Origin of the sequence: Amycolatopsis sp., from assembly GCF_035276945.1 — a bacterium.
GTDB lineage: Bacteria > Actinomycetota > Actinomycetes > Mycobacteriales > Pseudonocardiaceae > Amycolatopsis_E.
Genome location: NZ_DATELF010000051.1, coordinates 81,153 through 96,108, shown reverse-complemented (window position 1 = coordinate 96,108; position 14,956 = coordinate 81,153). Strand labels below are relative to the sequence as shown.

The 14,956-nt window shown below is 69.0% G+C and carries 19 protein-coding genes; 7 read left to right on the top strand and 12 right to left on the bottom strand.

The genetic code is table 11. From position 1 onward, the window contains the following. The first annotated feature begins 31 nt into the window (after window positions 1–31). From VJT49_RS08685 to VJT49_RS08670, 4 genes are all read left to right on the top strand, one after another. Complete coding sequence (locus tag VJT49_RS08685; protein WP_324164202.1) at window positions 32–1,666, top strand: AMP-binding protein; 1,635 nt, start codon at window positions 32–34, stop codon at window positions 1,664–1,666. A 124-nt stretch (window positions 1,667–1,790) separates the two neighbouring features. After that, on the top strand, window positions 1,791–2,552 hold the full coding sequence (locus VJT49_RS08680) for a PhzF family phenazine biosynthesis protein (protein ID WP_324164201.1): 762 nt from the start codon (window positions 1,791–1,793) through the stop codon (window positions 2,550–2,552). After that, the gene (locus VJT49_RS08675) at window positions 2,552–2,926 is read left to right on the top strand and encodes a YccF domain-containing protein (protein ID WP_324164200.1); all 375 of its coding nucleotides are present in this window, start codon (window positions 2,552–2,554) and stop codon (window positions 2,924–2,926) included. The genes VJT49_RS08680 and VJT49_RS08675 overlap by 1 nt, the downstream gene beginning before the upstream one ends. An 8-nt stretch (window positions 2,927–2,934) precedes the next feature. Continuing rightward, on the top strand, window positions 2,935–4,098 hold the full coding sequence (locus VJT49_RS08670; RefSeq protein ID WP_324164199.1) for an alcohol dehydrogenase catalytic domain-containing protein: 1,164 nt from the start codon (window positions 2,935–2,937) through the stop codon (window positions 4,096–4,098). 7 nt (window positions 4,099–4,105) lie between these two features. Here VJT49_RS08670 and VJT49_RS08665 read toward each other — a convergent pair whose 3' ends face one another. The 8 genes from VJT49_RS08665 to VJT49_RS08630 are packed head-to-tail and all read right to left on the bottom strand — an operon-like array spanning window position 4,106 to window position 9,974. After that, complete coding sequence (locus VJT49_RS08665; protein WP_324164198.1) at window positions 4,106–4,915, bottom strand: metallophosphoesterase; 810 nt, start codon at window positions 4,913–4,915, stop codon at window positions 4,106–4,108. Window positions 4,916–4,930: 15 nt separating this feature from the next. Continuing rightward, window positions 4,931–5,515 carry a DUF2087 domain-containing protein gene (locus VJT49_RS08660; RefSeq protein ID WP_324164197.1) on the bottom strand — a complete coding sequence of 195 codons (585 nt, stop codon included), beginning with the start codon at window positions 5,513–5,515 and terminating at the stop codon, window positions 4,931–4,933. 44 nt (window positions 5,516–5,559) lie between these two features. Continuing rightward, entirely contained in the window at window positions 5,560–6,342 is a 783-nt protein-coding gene (locus tag VJT49_RS08655) for an HAD-IIA family hydrolase (RefSeq protein WP_324164196.1), read from the bottom strand. Window positions 6,343–6,371: 29 nt separating this feature from the next. Then, window positions 6,372–7,490: an ABC transporter ATP-binding protein gene (locus VJT49_RS08650; RefSeq protein WP_324164195.1), complete on the bottom strand. Its 1,119-nt coding sequence runs from the start codon at window positions 7,488–7,490 to the stop codon at window positions 6,372–6,374. Beyond that, entirely contained in the window at window positions 7,487–8,254 is a 768-nt protein-coding gene (locus VJT49_RS08645; protein ID WP_324164283.1) for an ABC transporter permease, read from the bottom strand. The genes VJT49_RS08650 and VJT49_RS08645 overlap by 4 nt, the downstream gene beginning before the upstream one ends. Window positions 8,255–8,285: 31 nt before the next feature. Further along, window positions 8,286–9,047, bottom strand: coding sequence for a molybdate ABC transporter substrate-binding protein (gene modA / locus VJT49_RS08640; protein ID WP_324164194.1), 762 nt, complete (start codon window positions 9,045–9,047; stop codon window positions 8,286–8,288). Continuing rightward, window positions 9,044–9,448, bottom strand: coding sequence for a helix-turn-helix transcriptional regulator (locus tag VJT49_RS08635; RefSeq protein ID WP_324164193.1), 405 nt, complete (start codon window positions 9,446–9,448; stop codon window positions 9,044–9,046). Before VJT49_RS08635 ends, modA begins: the two co-directional genes overlap by 4 nt. A gap of 46 nt (window positions 9,449–9,494) precedes the next feature. After that, window positions 9,495–9,974, bottom strand: coding sequence for a MarR family winged helix-turn-helix transcriptional regulator (locus tag VJT49_RS08630; RefSeq protein WP_324164192.1), 480 nt, complete (start codon window positions 9,972–9,974; stop codon window positions 9,495–9,497). 87 nt (window positions 9,975–10,061) lie between these two features. Here VJT49_RS08630 and moaA point away from each other — a divergent pair, with 87 nt between their 5' ends. The 3 genes from moaA to VJT49_RS08615 all read left to right on the top strand — a co-directional run bounded on the left by moaA (window position 10,062) and on the right by VJT49_RS08615 (window position 12,465). Next, entirely contained in the window at window positions 10,062–11,126 is a 1,065-nt protein-coding gene (gene moaA, locus VJT49_RS08625) for a GTP 3',8-cyclase MoaA (RefSeq protein WP_324164191.1), read from the top strand. A 40-nt stretch (window positions 11,127–11,166) separates the two neighbouring features. Next, window positions 11,167–11,424, top strand: coding sequence for a MoaD/ThiS family protein (locus VJT49_RS08620; RefSeq protein WP_324164190.1), 258 nt, complete (start codon window positions 11,167–11,169; stop codon window positions 11,422–11,424). 372 nt (window positions 11,425–11,796) lie between these two features. Beyond that, complete coding sequence (locus VJT49_RS08615; RefSeq protein WP_324164189.1) at window positions 11,797–12,465, top strand: transglycosylase family protein; 669 nt, start codon at window positions 11,797–11,799, stop codon at window positions 12,463–12,465. A 172-nt stretch (window positions 12,466–12,637) separates the two neighbouring features. On the opposite strand, the gene VJT49_RS08610 is transcribed toward VJT49_RS08615, so the two are convergent. The 4 genes from VJT49_RS08610 to VJT49_RS08595 form a co-directional block, all read right to left on the bottom strand. Then, window positions 12,638–13,573 (bottom strand): molybdenum cofactor biosynthesis protein MoaE, encoded by a 936-nt coding sequence (locus VJT49_RS08610; RefSeq protein WP_324164188.1) that lies wholly within the window; start codon window positions 13,571–13,573, stop codon window positions 12,638–12,640. 67 nt (window positions 13,574–13,640) lie between these two features. Beyond that, window positions 13,641–14,129, bottom strand: a complete 489-nt coding sequence (gene moaC, locus VJT49_RS08605; protein WP_324164187.1) for a cyclic pyranopterin monophosphate synthase MoaC — start codon at window positions 14,127–14,129, stop codon at window positions 13,641–13,643. A 9-nt stretch (window positions 14,130–14,138) separates the two neighbouring features. After that, the gene (locus VJT49_RS08600; protein ID WP_324164186.1) at window positions 14,139–14,546 is read right to left on the bottom strand and encodes a VOC family protein; all 408 of its coding nucleotides are present in this window, start codon (window positions 14,544–14,546) and stop codon (window positions 14,139–14,141) included. 10 nt (window positions 14,547–14,556) lie between these two features. Then, the gene (locus tag VJT49_RS08595) at window positions 14,557–14,946 is read right to left on the bottom strand and encodes a helix-turn-helix transcriptional regulator (RefSeq protein ID WP_324164281.1); all 390 of its coding nucleotides are present in this window, start codon (window positions 14,944–14,946) and stop codon (window positions 14,557–14,559) included. Window positions 14,947–14,956: the final 10 nt, after the last annotated feature.

Here is a 14,956-nt window from a genome sequence, read left to right as displayed (position 1 = left end):
GTTGGTCGACACCGATGGTCTGGAGGCGTCCATGTTCGCTGTGAGCTACTCGTCCGGAACCGCCGAGACGCCGATGCTGGGGGACACGATCGGCACCAACTTCGACCGCGCCGTGGCCGCGTTCGGCGACCGGGAAGCACTGGTGGACCGGCCGACCGGCCGCAGGTGGACATACACCGAGCTGGCCGCCGAGGTCACCGCGCTGGCGGTGGGCCTGCTCGAACTCGGTATCACCAAGGGCGACCGGGTCGGGATCTGGGCACCCAACTGTGCGGAATGGACGATGACCCAGTACGCGACCGCGAAGATCGGCGCGATCCTGGTCAACATCAACCCGGCATACCGGTCACACGAGCTGGCGTACGTGCTCAACCAGGCCGGGGTCAAGCTGCTGGTAGCCGCGGAGAAGTTCAAAACCTCGGACTACGCGGGCATGATCGCTGAGGTGCGGCCGAAGTGCCCGAACCTCGCCCACGTCGTGCTCCTCGGCAGCGAGGAGTGGAACTCCCTGCGGCGCGGCGAAAACGACCCCGGCCGGCTCACCGCGATCGGGCTGTCCACGGACGATCCGATCAACATCCAGTACACGTCGGGCACCACGGGCTTCCCCAAGGGCGCGACCCTGTCACACCACAACATTCTCAACAACGGTTTCTTCGTGGGCGAGCTGTGCAACTACACCGAAGCGGACCGGATCTGCCTTCCGGTGCCGTTCTATCACTGCTTCGGGATGGTGATGGGAAATCTGGCCGCCACCACGCACGGCGCGTGCATGGTCATTCCGGCACCCTCGTTCGAGCCGAAAGCGACGCTGGAAGCGGTGCGGGCGGAACGGTGCACGTCGCTGTACGGGGTACCGACGATGTTCATCGCGGAACTGGCCGAACCCGATTTCGGCTCCTATGACCTGTCCTCGCTGCGCACCGGGATCATGGCGGGTTCGCCGTGCCCGGTGGAGGTGATGAAACAGGTCATCGAGCGGATGGGCATGGCCGAGGTGGCGATTTGCTACGGCATGACCGAGACCTCGCCGGTATCCACCCAGACCAGGGCGGACGACTCGATCGAGCGCAAGGTGTCCACTGTGGGCAGGGTGGGGCCGCACCTGGAGGTCAAGATCGTGGATTCCGAGACCGGGCTGACCGTGCCCCGCGGCAAGCCCGGCGAACTGTGCACCCGCGGCTATTCGGTCATGCTCGGGTACTGGGAACAGCCGGACAAGACCGCCGAGGCGATCGATTCCGCGCGCTGGATGCACACCGGGGATCTGGCCGTGATGGACGACGAGGGTTACGTCAACATCACCGGCCGGATCAAGGACATGGTGATCCGAGGCGGGGAGAACATCTATCCGCGGGAGATCGAAGAATTCTTCTACACCCATTCCGACATCCTCGACGCCCAGGTCATCGGCGTGCCCGACGTGAAGTACGGCGAGGAACTGATGGCCTGGATCCGTATGCGCGAGGGCGCCACCCCGCTGACCGCGGAAAGCCTCCGCGAATTCTGCACCGGAAAAATCGCGCACTACAAGATTCCGCGCTACGTGCACGTCGTCGAAGAGTTCCCGATGACGGTCACCGGGAAGATCCGGAAGGTCGAGATGCGCGAGCGGTCGATCACGTTGCTCGGCCTGGGGTCCGTCGCCCGGGCCCGCCACGCGTAGCCCCGAAGCCGGACTCGCGCGCCACGAAACCCCGACTCGCCCATCCCCAAACCCCGACTCGCCCGTCACGAAAGCCGGACTCGCGAGGGGGCGTTGACCGCGGGCGTCGGGCTAAAGTGGTCGTATGCGCCTGCATGTCGTCGACGCGTTCACCGGCACCGCCTTCGCGGGCAACCCGGCCGGGGTGGTGTTGCTGGACGAACCCGCGGATCCGAAGTGGATGCGGACGGTGGCCGCCGAACTCAAGCACTCGGAGACGGCGTTCGTCGAAATCGGCGGAGACGGCCCGAAAAACCTGCGATGGTTCACCCCGACCGTCGAAGTGGACCTGTGCGGGCACGCCACCCTGGCCACCGGGCACGTGCTCGGCGGTGAGCAGGTTTTCGCCACCAGGAGCGGGGAACTGCGCACCCGGGCCGAAGGGGGCTGGGTCAGCATGGACTTCCCGGTCGACCCACCGTCGGCCGCCGGGGACGAGGTGGCTTCCGCGTTGCCGGGCGCGACGGTCGCGGAGGTCGTCCGTGGCAAGTGGGACATCCTGGTCCGCGTCGCCGACGCCGCCGAGGTCCGCGCGCTGAAGCCGGATCTCGAGCTGATCGCCGGCTGGGATGCCCGGTGCGTGATCGTCACCGCGGCCGCAGACAGGCCCGGGACCGACTTCGTCAGCCGCGTGTTCGGCCCCGCGGTCGGTGTGCCGGAGGACCCGGTGACCGGCTCGGCGCACTGCCTCCTGTCGCCGTACTGGTCGGCCCGCCTGGGGCGCGAAGAACTGGTCGGCGAGCAGGCTTCGGAACGGGGTGGCATCGTCCGGGTCGTACCGAACGGGGACAGGGTCACCCTCGCCGGTCAAGCGGTCACCGTCTTCCGTGGGGAGTTGCTGGTCTGATGCGCCTGCTGCTGAACGTGATCTGGCTGGTGCTGGCCGGCTTCTGGTTGGCGGTCGGCTATGTCGTCGCCGGAATCATCTGCTGTGTCCTGATCATCACGATCCCGTTCGGTATCGCGTCCTTCCGGATCGCGAACTATGCCCTGTGGCCGTTCGGCCGGACCCTGGTCGACCGGCGCGACGCCGGCGTGGCGTCGCTTCTCGGCAACGTCATCTGGATCGTCTTCGCCGGCTGGTGGCTGGCGCTCGGGCATCTGGTGACCGGGTTCCTGCTCTGCCTCACCATCATCGGCATCCCGCTGGGGCTGGCGAACTTCAAGCTGATCCCGGTGTCCCTGGTCCCGCTGGGCCGCGAGATCGTCCCCGCACCCTAGTTCGGATCATGAAGGCAGTCGTCTACGAAGGCGTCCGCACCCTCGGCGTGCGGGACGTCGCGGACGCCGCTCTCGAGGGCGGCTCCGCCGCCGTGGTCCGGGTGACCTCCAGCGCCATCTGCGGTTCTGACCTGCAGATGTACCAAGGCCGGACCGGAGCGGAACCGGGGCTGGTGCTCGGCCATGAGCCGCTTGGTGTGGTCGCGCAGGTGGGGGCGGCCGTCGAGACGATCTCGCGCGGCATGCGGGTCGCCATCCCCACCCACCTGTACTGCGGAAACTGTCACATGTGCGACCGCGCGTTGTCGGCATTCTGCCTCCGGGCACGACCGGAGGGGCTGGGCGCCGCCTACGGTTACGCGGGGATGGGTGACTATCAGGGAGCCCAGGCCCAACTGCTTCGCGTGCCGTGGGCCGACGCCAACTGCATCCGGCTACCCGGAGAGCCCGGCGACAGCTACGAAGACGACTTCGTCCTGCTCGCCGACGCCTTCGTCACCGGCTGGCATGCCACCAATCTCGCCGAGGTGGGCGCGGGCGACACGGTCGCCGTCTTCGGCGCCGGCGCCATCGGCCTGCTCTCCGTCTACTCCGCGTTGCTGAAGGGCGCCCGCGAGGTGTACTGCGTGGACGGTGTCGACGTCCGGCTGGACAAGGCCGGCGAACTCGGCGCCATCCCGGTCGACTTCCGGCAGGGCGACCCGGTGTCGCAGATCCGCCAGCGAACCGCACAGCCGATCGGGCAGGAAAAGCTGGGCGGCGTCGACAAGGTCATCGACGCGGTCGGCTTCCAGGCGCGCGACCGCGCCCGTCCGGACACCGAACGTCCCGATCAGGTGGTCGCGGACGCCGCGCGCCTGGTCAACCCGGCCGGTGCGGTGGCCATCGCCGGCGTGTACCCGGAACGGGACCTGGCCCCTCGGCCCGGCGCCACGGCCGCCGGGGACCTCACGGTTCCGTGGGCGACCTTCTTCGGCAAGGGTGTCACCGTCCGGTTCGGCCGGACCCACGACCGCCGATACACCACCGGTCTGCGCGACCTGATCACCTCGGGCCGCGCCCGTCCCGGCACGATCGTCAGCCACCACGGCAAACTCGAAGACGCGCCTGAGCTCTACCGCCGGTTCGAGAGCCGCGAAAACGGCGTCGTCAAGGCCGTCCTCCAGCCGTGAGCGGCACTTAGTCCTCCGGTTCCCACGGCAGTTCCACGACCAGGCACGGGCCGCCCGCGAACAGGCCGCCGTCGATGCCGAGCGCCAGGCCGCCCGCGTACAGGAAGGGCGCCTCGACCTGCGCGGGAAGGATGCCCAGCTGGTCGGCGATCACGCTGTGCCCGTGCACGATCCGCTCGCCGCCGAGCCGGACCAGCAACTCGGCCGCCGCCTGGTGTCCGTGCGGGCCGCGGAACGCGTAGCGGGACGTCATCCGGCGCCACACGTCCCACCACTCGGCGAGGTCGTCACCGGCCAGGATCTCGGCGGCCACCTCGTTGATCTCGTCGACGTCGTCGCCCCACTCCAGGTACTCGAGGGTGTCGGAGTGCAGCAGGAGGTGGTCGGCGGCGTGCGCGACGAGCGGGCGGGTGCTCAGCCACTCGACGTGCTCGCTGGTCAGCTCGTCCTGGTCCGCCGGCCGGCCGCCGTTGATCTGCCAGCTGCGCGCGAAGCTGCGCGACCCGAAGCCGCCGGAATCGCTGGGGATCTCGGTATCGCCGAAGTGGTGCATGCCGAGCAGCAGGATCTCGTGGTTGCCCAGCAGTGTCTGTACCGAGCCGCCCGCCTTGGCGGCCTGCTCCTGCAACCGCATCACCAGGTCGATCACGCCGATGCCGTCCGGCCCGCGGTCGACGAAGTCGCCGAGGAACCACAGGTGCGCGTCACCACCGCACCAGTCGTCGGCGTCGTCGACGAGCTTGCTCGCGCGCAAGGCGGCGGCCAGCTCTTCCCGATGCCCGTGCACGTCACCAACGACATACGTTTGGACATCCACCCCAAGACGATAAGCCTAGGTCCCCTTCGACAGATCGACCGGTCCGTTACAGCGGCGGTAGATGCCGTCCTCCCGGCACAGCAACTCCTCGTCGACCAGGTAGCGGCGCAGGCTGACGTGATCGACGCCGCCGCCTGCCCATTCCCGGAGCACGACATTGACCTCGCGTTCCGGGTAGTCGACGCCGGGTTCGAAACACTGGACCACGTGCTCGAGCACCAGCCGGCGCCGGCCGCGCTGTGCCGGGAGGCCGCGCAGCCGGTTCTCCCGCACGAACGTGCCGACCACGCGCGCCATCGTTCGGTCGACGTACCCGTGGTCCTCGGCCGACGGCCGTCGCACCTGCCGGGCCAGTTCTCTGCCTTCTGGGGGCAGGCCCCCGGACCGCCTCAACACCTCCGGGCGCGGAGCAACCCTGTCGCCCGACAACTCGACGAGGCCGGCAGCGCTCAGGCGCCGCAGCGCGACCGCCGCGGCGCGGACACCGACGCCGGCGGCTTCGGCTGCCTCGGCGGCGGTGTTCGCGCCGAGCACCAGCGCGGAGAACACCTTCAAGCGCGTCGGTTCGGCGAGCATTCGTACCAGCGCGTCGGCATCCATCCGCCGAATGTAGGCGCCGGGCTACCCTGCCGCCAAAGGAAATTTCACCGACCGAACGGGTCCCGGGTACGTCCGACCAGCTCGGCGATCGAGTCGATCACCATGGTCGGCCGGTACGGGTAGAGGTCGGCGGACTCCTTGGTCGAGATGCCCGACAGCACGAGGATGCTTTTGAGCCCGGCCTCGATCCCGGAATGCACGTCGGTGTCCATCCGGTCGCCGATCATGATGGTGTGCTCGGAGTGCGCACCGAGGTTGTTGAGCGCGGAGCGCATCATCAACGGGTTCGGCTTGCCGACGAAGTACGGCTGCCGCCCGGTCGCCCTCTCGATCAACGCGGCGATCGACCCGGTCGCGGGCAAAATCCCTTCGACGCTGGGCCCGGTGGCGTCCGGGTTGGTGGCGATGAACTTCGCCCCCGCGGCGATCAGCCGGATCGCCTTGGTGATCGCCGTGAAACTGTAGGTCCGGGTCTCGCCGAGGACCACATAGTCCGGGGCCGTGTCGGTGAGCACGTAGCCGATCTCGTGCAGCGCGGTGGTCAGCCCCGCCTCGCCGATGACGAAGGCCGAGCCGCCCGGCCGCTGGCTGTCCAGAAACTTGGCGGTGGCCAGCGCCGAGGTCCAGATCCGGTCCTCCGGCACGTCCAGTCCCGTCCGCAGCAACCTGGCCCGCAGGTCACGCGGGGTGTAAATGGAGTTGTTGGTGAGCACGAGGAACTTCGTGTCGTGGGCGCGCAGTTCGGCGAGGAACTCGTCGGCTCCGGGCACCAAGTGCTCCTCGCGCACCAGCACGCCGTCCATGTCCGTCAGGTACGTCCACGTCATGCTGTGAGACTAACGGCGTTTGGGCCCGGCTACGCGCGTCCGATCGCGCGCGAGGAAGCCGAGGAAGCACTGTGACTGGTGGCGATCGCCGGGTGAATGGTGACCGTGGTGGCTTTGATCGACAGCTGGACCACGGTGCCCGGCTCCAGGTGCAGCTCGGCGACCGCGGCCGGGGTGAGATCCGCCGACAGCCCCGCCGACCAGCCTTCGCCCGTGGTGCGCAGCCGGATCACCGGACCATGCGGTTCCAGGGTGCCAACCACCGCGGCCACGGTGTTCCGCGGACTGCCGGGATGACCGTCTTCGGCGGGGTACACCGAAACCGCGCTGGGGGCGAAAACCGCGACCGCCGGCTTGCCGACCTCGGCGTCCGAGGCGAACATCCCGGCTACCAAATCGCCGTCCTCGGTACGCAACCCTCCATCGGTGGCGGTCCCGGGGACGAGATTGAGCCCCGCGATCCGGGCGGTGAACGCGGTTCGCGGCGCGGTGAGCACTTCTCGTGTCGGGCCGCGCTCGACGATCCGGCCGCCGGCCAGGACGACCACCTGGTCGGCCAGGGCGAGTGCGTCCAACGGGTCGTGCGTGACGAGCACGGTCGCCCGGTTACCCGGCTCGGTGAGAACCCGGCGCAGCAGTCCCCGGATCGCCGGTGCCGCGTCGACGTCCAGTGCCGCCAACGGCTCGTCGAGCAGGAGGAGCTCGGGATCGGCGGCCAGCGCCCTGGCCACCGCGACGCGCTGCGCCTGCCCGCCGGAGAGCTGCCCCGGCCTGCGATCGGCGAACTCGCCCGCGTCGACCTGCTCGAGCCAGTGCCGGGCGATCTCCCGTGACCGGGCGCGGCCGACGCCCCTCGCCCTCGGCGAGAAGGCGACGTTATCCACAATGGACATATGCGGGAAGAGCAGCGGATCCTGGGACAACATGCCCACCGCGCGGGCATGCGCGGGCAGGCCGTGCAGGTCACGACCGCCGAGCGTGATCCGGGCCCGCCCCGGCCGCAGCAACCCGGCAAGGCAGCCGAGCAGGCTCGACTTGCCGGAACCGTTGGGGCCGAGGATCGCCAGCACACCGCCCGCCGGAACGTCGAAACTCACGTCCAGTTGGAAGGCACCCCTGGCCAGCACGATCTCGGCGGTGAGGCTCACTGTCGCAGGCCCTCCACGGCGCGCGGCCTCGCCACCGCGATGACCACGATGGCGACCACGATCAGCAACAGCGCCACCGCGACCGCGCTGTCCACATCGGATTCCGCCTGCGTGTAGACCTCGAGCGGGAGCGTCCTGGTCACCCCCTCCAGGCTGCCCGCGAAGGTGATCGTCGCGCCGAACTCGCCCAGTGCGCGGGCGAAGCTCAGCACCACACCCGAGCCGAGCGCGGGCACCAGAAGCGGGAGGGTGACCCGGCGAAACACCGTCCACGGCCGCGCACCCAAAGTGGACGCGACCCGCTCGTAGGCGTCGCCGCCACCCCGCAGGGCACCCTCGAGGCTCACCACGAGGAACGGCATCGCGACGAAGGTCTGCGCGATCACCACCGCGGTCGTGGTGAAAGGAACCTGGATGCCGGCGGTCTCGGTGAGAAGGTAACCAAGGAAGCCCTTGCGGCCCAACAGATATAACAGTGCGAGCCCACCCACCACCGGCGGCAGTACCAGCGGCAGCAGCACCACGGCTCGCAGCACCCGGATCCCGGGCACCGCCGACCGCGCGAGCACCACCGCCAGCGGCACCCCGAGCAGCACACACGCGAGCGTGGACAGCGCCGCGGTTTCCAGCGACAGCCGCAACGCCCGCAAGGCGGAGTCGGAGACGATCAGGCCCGGCACCCGCCGCAGATCCGTCCGCGACAGCAGCCCGGCCACCGGCAGCACCACGAGCGCCAGCGCCAGCCCAGCGGGTACCCACAACACCCACGGAACTCGCCGCGTGCCGGATCCCCGCTCAAGAAGTGCCAAAGCCCACCTTCGCCAGTTCCTGCTTGCCCTGGGCGCTCAGCACGAACTGCTCGAACTGCCGGGCAAGGTCCGTCTGCGGAGCACCCCTGACCACGGCGATCGGGTAGTTGTTGATCGCACCGGCCGCCTCGGGGAAGTCGACCTTGTCCACCTTGCCGTTCGCGGTCGCGGCGTCCGTCACATAGACGAGCCCGGCGTCGGCGTCCCCGGAAGACACCTTGGCCAGCACCTGCTTGACGTCCTGCTCCTCGCTGGCCGGCTTCAGCGTGACCCCGGTGTTCTTCTCGACCTTCTGGGTCGCCGAACCGCACGGCACCTGCTGGGCGCAGACGATTACGGTCAGCCCACCGGCGGCCAGATCCGCGAACCCCTTGATGCCCTTGGGATTCCCCGGCGCGACCGCGATGGTCAGCTTGTTCGTGGCGAACACGGTGGGCGTGCCGTCGATGACCCCGCCCTGCACCGCCTTGTCCATGTTGGCCTGGTCGGCGGAGGCGAACACGTCGGCTTTCGCCCCGTTGGTCAACTGCTGCACCAGAACCGAGGACCCGGCGAAGTCGAAGATCACGCTGACGCCGGGGTGCTGGGCCTCGAACTCGGTCTTGAGCTCCCCGAACGACTCGGTCAGGGACGCGGCGGCGAAGACCGTCAACGCCTTCCCCTCGGGAGTTCCGCCCGACGAGCCTCCGGAGGAACCGCAAGCGGCTACCAGCAAGGTCGTCGCTATGGCGGCCAGAACCTTCTTCATCGCTCTCCTCCCGGAGTCTCCACGACAACCTGCGTCGCCTTCACCACGGCGACCGCGAGCACTCCCGGCCGCAGTCCGAGTTCCCGCACCGCCTCCGTACTCATCAGCGACACCACCCGGTGCGGGCCGCACTGCAGCTCCACCTGTGCCATCACCTTGTCCGCGGTCACCTCGGTGACCAGGCCGACGAACCGGTTGCGGGCCGAACGGCCGACCTCCGACGGATCCTCGGGCCGGGTAGCCTGGGTCCGGGCGAACGCGGCGAGTTCGGCACCGTCGACAACCTTGCGGCCCGCCGGGTCGCTGGACGCGGTCAGCTGGCCGGCCCGCACCCACCGGCGGACCGTGTCGTCGCTGACGCCGAGCAGCCCGGCGGCCTCGGACAACCGAAATTGCGGCATAGCGGGGACATTATCTCCGCAAGTACGGCTCTGACAACGAAACCTGTCAGGCGTTCTCGCCGAGGAGGTCGGCCCGGATCAAGTCGATCAACTCGCGCTGGAACCGCTCGATCGCCGCGCGCTCCTCGGGCGAGAACCGCCGGAGGACCTGCTCGGTGGCGTCCTGGGCCGAGCTGAACAGCGGGGTGAGCTTGTCCTCGTCCACCGGCACGATCTCGACGAGCACCTTGCGGCGATCCTCGATGTCGCGGACGCGGCGGACGAAACCGGCTCGCTCGAGCCGGTCGATCACCCCCGTCACCGCGCCCGTGGAAAGCCCGGTCAGCTGCGCGATCCGGCCGGCGGTCAACGACCCCTCCGCACGGGCGGCCAGATCGAGCGCCTTGTGGTCGGTGGCGGACAGGCCCATCTGCTCGGCGATCCTGGCGTGCCGGAGCACGGCGAGGGTGCTCATCTCCCGTCCGAGTTCACTGAACCGGGCCAGCTCGTCCGGCGGCACGGAGTACCTCGGTTCCTCCTCCGCCATCCTGCTCCCTCCACGCACGAAAAGACCCGATGCGCGAAATATTCTAGTGATCGTCCTGAGCCGGTTTAACCAGCTAGGCTGGTTCCAATGAGTGTGGTGAACCTCGGACTCCCGCGCGTACCGGCAACGCAGGACCTCCCGGCCAGGCCGCGGCCGGACAACCCCGCCCTCGTCGACACGTTCGGCCGCGTCGCCACGGATCTCCGTGTCTCCCTCACGGACCGCTGCAACCTGCGCTGCAGCTACTGCATGCCCGCGGAGGGCCTGCCTTGGCTGCCGAGCGAGAACGTGCTCACCGACGAGGAACTGTTGCGGCTGCTGCGAATCGCGGTGAACCGCCTCGGCGTCACCGACATCCGGCTCACCGGCGGTGAACCGCTGCTGCGGCCGGGCCTGGAGGGGCTCGTCGCGGAGATCGCGCGGCTGCGTCCCCGCCCCCGGCTTTCCCTGACCACCAACGGAATCGGGCTCGCCAAGCGAGCGGCCGCGCTGCGGCAGGCCGGCCTGGACCGGATCAACGTCTCGCTGGACACCGTCGATCGCGAAACGTTCACCCGGCTGGCCCGGCGCGACCGGCTGTCCCACGTGCTCGCCGGGCTCGCCGCGGCACGGGAAGCCGGGCTCGACCCGGTCAAGGTGAACGCGGTCCTGCTGCGCGGCGTCAACGAGCACCAGGCGCCGCGCCTGCTCCGGTTCTGTCTCGAACACGGCTACCACCTGCGGTTCATCGAGCAGATGCCACTGGACGCCCAGCACGGCTGGAACCGCGCCGACATGGTGACCGCGCAGGAGATCCTCGACGCGCTGCGCGCCGAGTTCACGCTCACGCCGAGCCCCGCCAAGCGCGGTGGCGCGCCGGCCGAACGCTGGCTGGTGGACGGCGGCCCCGGCGACGTCGGCGTGATCGCGTCGGTGACCAGGCCGTTCTGCGCGGCGTGCGAGCGAACGAGGCTCACCGCTGACGGCGCGGTCCGGTCATGCCTGTTCAGCAACGACGAAACGGACCTGCGTGGCCTCCTGCGCGGGGGTGCCGACGACGAAGAAGTGGCGCGGGCCTGGCGGATGACCATGTGGGGCAAGCTCGCCGGGCACGAGATCAACGAGGCCGGGTTCGCCCAGCCGATCCGGCCGATGAGCGCGATCGGCGGCTGACCAGGCCGGCCAGGGCGCCAGGAGAGGGAAAGGACAGCCCTTGACCACCACTGTGCTGGTGCGGTACTTCGCGTCCGCGCGCGCTGCCTCAGGTGTGGACCAGGAGATCCTCCGGCTGCCCGCCGGCGCCTCCGTCGAGGAGGCTCTGGGGGCTCTCCGGGAGCGCCATCCGGAGACCCTCCCGCGCGTTCTCGAGGCGGCCAGCTTCCTGCTCGACGGAGTCGCCGTCCGCGACCCTTCCCGACCGCTCCCGGACGGGTCCGAACTCGATGTGCTGCCCCCCTTCGCAGGGGGTTGAGTGCCCGGTTCGGGTGTCGCACCAACGGCCCAGTCACTCAAAATTGACGTGACCCATGCCTCACGATCCGTGAAATATCTCGGCTTGGATACGGCCCGGTAACGGGCAGTTGACCAGCAAGAACGTCTGAATCGGCAAAGGTTGCGTTACGTTACTGTGATGTAGGTCACATCACGAATAATTTCCGATCACGCGCTTCGTTACGTACCGTCGCTTTTCGGCTGGCCCCGACCAGCCATGGCACGACCGGGATTCCGAAGCGCCACACCTGTCCGGCGGAATCCCGGAACCCGATACCCCGAGCGAAAGACGGCTCCTGGACAGGGCGAGGGGACCCGACCCCACGGCGGCGCGGGAAGCCGAGAAGTTGGAATGTCCTACCGAGGCAAGCACCGCAAGATGTCCCCCGCCGTTCGCAACATCGCCCGCGCCGCCGTCGCGGGAATCGCGGTCGGCACCCCGCTGGCGATCGCTGCGACCCCCGCGCAGGCCGCCAGCGTGAACTGGGACGCCATTGCGCAGTGCGAGAGCGGTGGCAACTGGAGCACCAACACCGGCAACGGCTTCTACGGCGGCCTGCAGTTCACGCAGGGCACCTGGAAGGCCTACGGCGGCACGGGCAGCCCGCAGAACGCTTCCCGTGAGCAGCAGATCGCGGTCGCGGAGCGCGTTCTGCAGGGCCAGGGCATCGGCGCCTGGCCGGTCTGCGGCAAGAAGGGCGGCTCGGCCGGAACCTACAAGGGGACCAACACCCAGGGTTCCATCAAGCAGAGCACCCCCAAGAAGAGCACGCCGGCCCCCAAGAAGACCACGCCGGCCCCGAAGAAGGCGACCACTCCCGCTCCGGTGCGGACCACCGCCGCGGCGGCGCCGAGCTCGAACCCGAACGGTGACTACACCGTCGCGGCGGGCGACACCCTGTCGCAGATCGCCGCGAAGTTCAACGTTCCGGGTGGTTGGCAGCAGCTCCAGAAGCTCAACTCCCAGTACATCCCGAACGCCAACCTGATCCTGGTTGGCCAGAAGATCGCCACCAAGTGACCTGCTGAAGGCCACTGTGCCCCCACCGCTATCCCCCGGGCGGTGGGGGCGCGGCATTCTTCCGTGGGAGTGCCGGGCCACGCTGCCCGGCACTCCCACGGAAGTACCACGAATCTTCCCGCGGAAAACCATCTTCCAGCGGAAAATTCAGAGCCACTGAAAACACGGACGTTCAGGGCGAGTTGACCCACTCGTCGGTGCCGTCGGCGAAATGCTGGTGTTTCCACACCGGCAGGCGGGCCTTGACCTCGTCGACCATTTCGGCGCACGTAGCGAAGGCTTCGGCCCGGTGTTCGGCGGCCACGGCGCAGGCCAGGGCCACATCGCCGATCTCGAGAGCGCCGAGCCGGTGGCTCACCGCCACGGCACGCACGCCCGCACGGCGGGCAGCCACCTCGGCGACCACTTGGGCCAGCACCTCCGAGGCGCTCGGATGCCCCTCGTACAGCAAATTCAGCACGGTCTTGCCGCCGTCGTGGTCCCGCACCACACCGCCGAAGGTCACCACGGCACCCGCCGCGGCGCCGGCGACCAGATCGGCGTGAGCCTCGACGGACAGCGGTTGCTCGGTGACCTGAGCCAGCGCGATCCGTACCGAGGACGGCGAGGGCCCTGGTGCGGCCTCAGCAAGCCGTGAATGGTCTCTACCAGACAACTGGTCCAGAGCATGCTCGAGAACCCCTTCCAGCACGCTCAGGCCGTCTCTGACGCCGCCACGCGAGCCGGGCAGGTTCACCACCAGCGTCCGGCCGGAGACGCCGGCGAGCCCGCGGGACAGCACGGCGGTGGGCACCTTGGGCAGGCCGGCCGTGCGGATCGCCTCGGCAAGGCCGGGCAGCTGGTAGTCCAGCAGGACCGCCGTCTCGTCCGGGGTGCGATCCGTCGGGGAGATCCCCGTGCCGCCCGTGGTGATGACGACGTCCACATCGTCGTTCAAGCATCCACGCAGCGCCCGCCCGACCGCCTCGCCGTCCGGCACCACCAGTGGTTCCGGCACGTCGAAGGATCGCCCGGACAGCCAGTCCACGATCAGCGGTCCTGTCCGGTCGGCGTAAACCCCGGCGGCCGCACGATTGGAGGCGACCACCACCCGCGCAATGCGCTTCATTCCCGCTCCTGTGTCATGCGGGACACCCGCACCCGGTCGCGACAACAAGCAACTCCGCAATCGTGGCTCATCGTCGCTCCTGTGTTTTGGGGGAAACCCAGAGTCCGGTCTTCCCGCCCTCCTTGCGCACCAAACGCACCTCGTCCAGGGTGGCGGCGGGATCGACGGCCTTGATCATGTCATGCACGGTGAGCCCGGCGACCGCGACCGCGGTCAGAGCCTCCATCTCCACCCCGGTACGGTCCGTGGTGCGCGCGGTGGCCTGGATCCGCACTTCGGCCTCACCGAGCGAGAACTCCACGTCCACTCCGGACAGCGCTATCTGGTGACACAACGGAATCAGCTCCGGAACCCGCTTCGCGCCCATGATCCCGGCGATCCGCGCGGTGGCGAGCGCGTCGCCCTTGGGCAGCCCGTTCGACGACAGCAGCCCAAGCACTTCCGCGGTCGTCCGCACGACGCCGGTCGCCACGGCCGTCCGGGCCGTCGCCTGCTTACCCGAAACGTCGACCATACGGGCGGCGCCCGTATGGTCGACGTGACTCAGTTCGCTCACATGGCCAGCCTACTTCGGCTGAAGTATCCGAATCGCATTGCCGAAGGGGTCCCGCAGGCCGCAGTCGATGCCGTACGGGCGGTCCATCGGTTCCTGGGTGAACTCGACGCCCTTCGCGACCAAGTCCTCGTAGGTCTTGTGGCAGTCGTCGGTGGCGAATCCGATCCAGCCACCGGCCGCGCCCTTGGTGAGCACGTCGCGGACCTGCTCGGCGGTCTGCTCGCTCATCCTCGGCGGGCCGGGCTTCTCCAGCAGGATCTCGCGGCCCGGCTCGCCCGGCACGGTGACCGTCAGCCACCGCATGAAGCCGAGATCCTGATCCTCCTTCACCTCGAGGCCGAGTTTGCCGACGTAGAAGTCGAGCGCCTCGTCCTGGTCGAGCACGAAAATCTGGGAAAGTGTGATCGCGTTCAGCATGACGGCAACGCTAGTCAGCGGCTACGGCCGTGGCTTCTCCAAAACTGCTCGGTCTCGTCCAGGCCATGGTGAAGCAGGTGGGCACCGGCCGGGCCTCGCCACTCGCCCGGTACTCCGACGGCGACTGGCCGACGATCTCGGAGAATGTCCGGGAAAACGTGCCCAGGCTGGTGAAGCCCACGGCGAAACAAATGTCCGTGACGCTCCGGGTGGTCTCCCGCAGCAGCGACATCGAGCGCTCGATGCGGCGGCGCTGCAGGTAGCGATGCGGTGTCTCCCCGAAGGTCGCGCGGAAGACGCGGATGAAATGTGCCTCCGAGACGCAGGCGACGCGGGCGAGCGCGGCGGTGTCGAGCGGTTGTGCGTAGGCCCGGTCCATCGCGTCCCGGGCCCGCAACATCCGCCGGTTG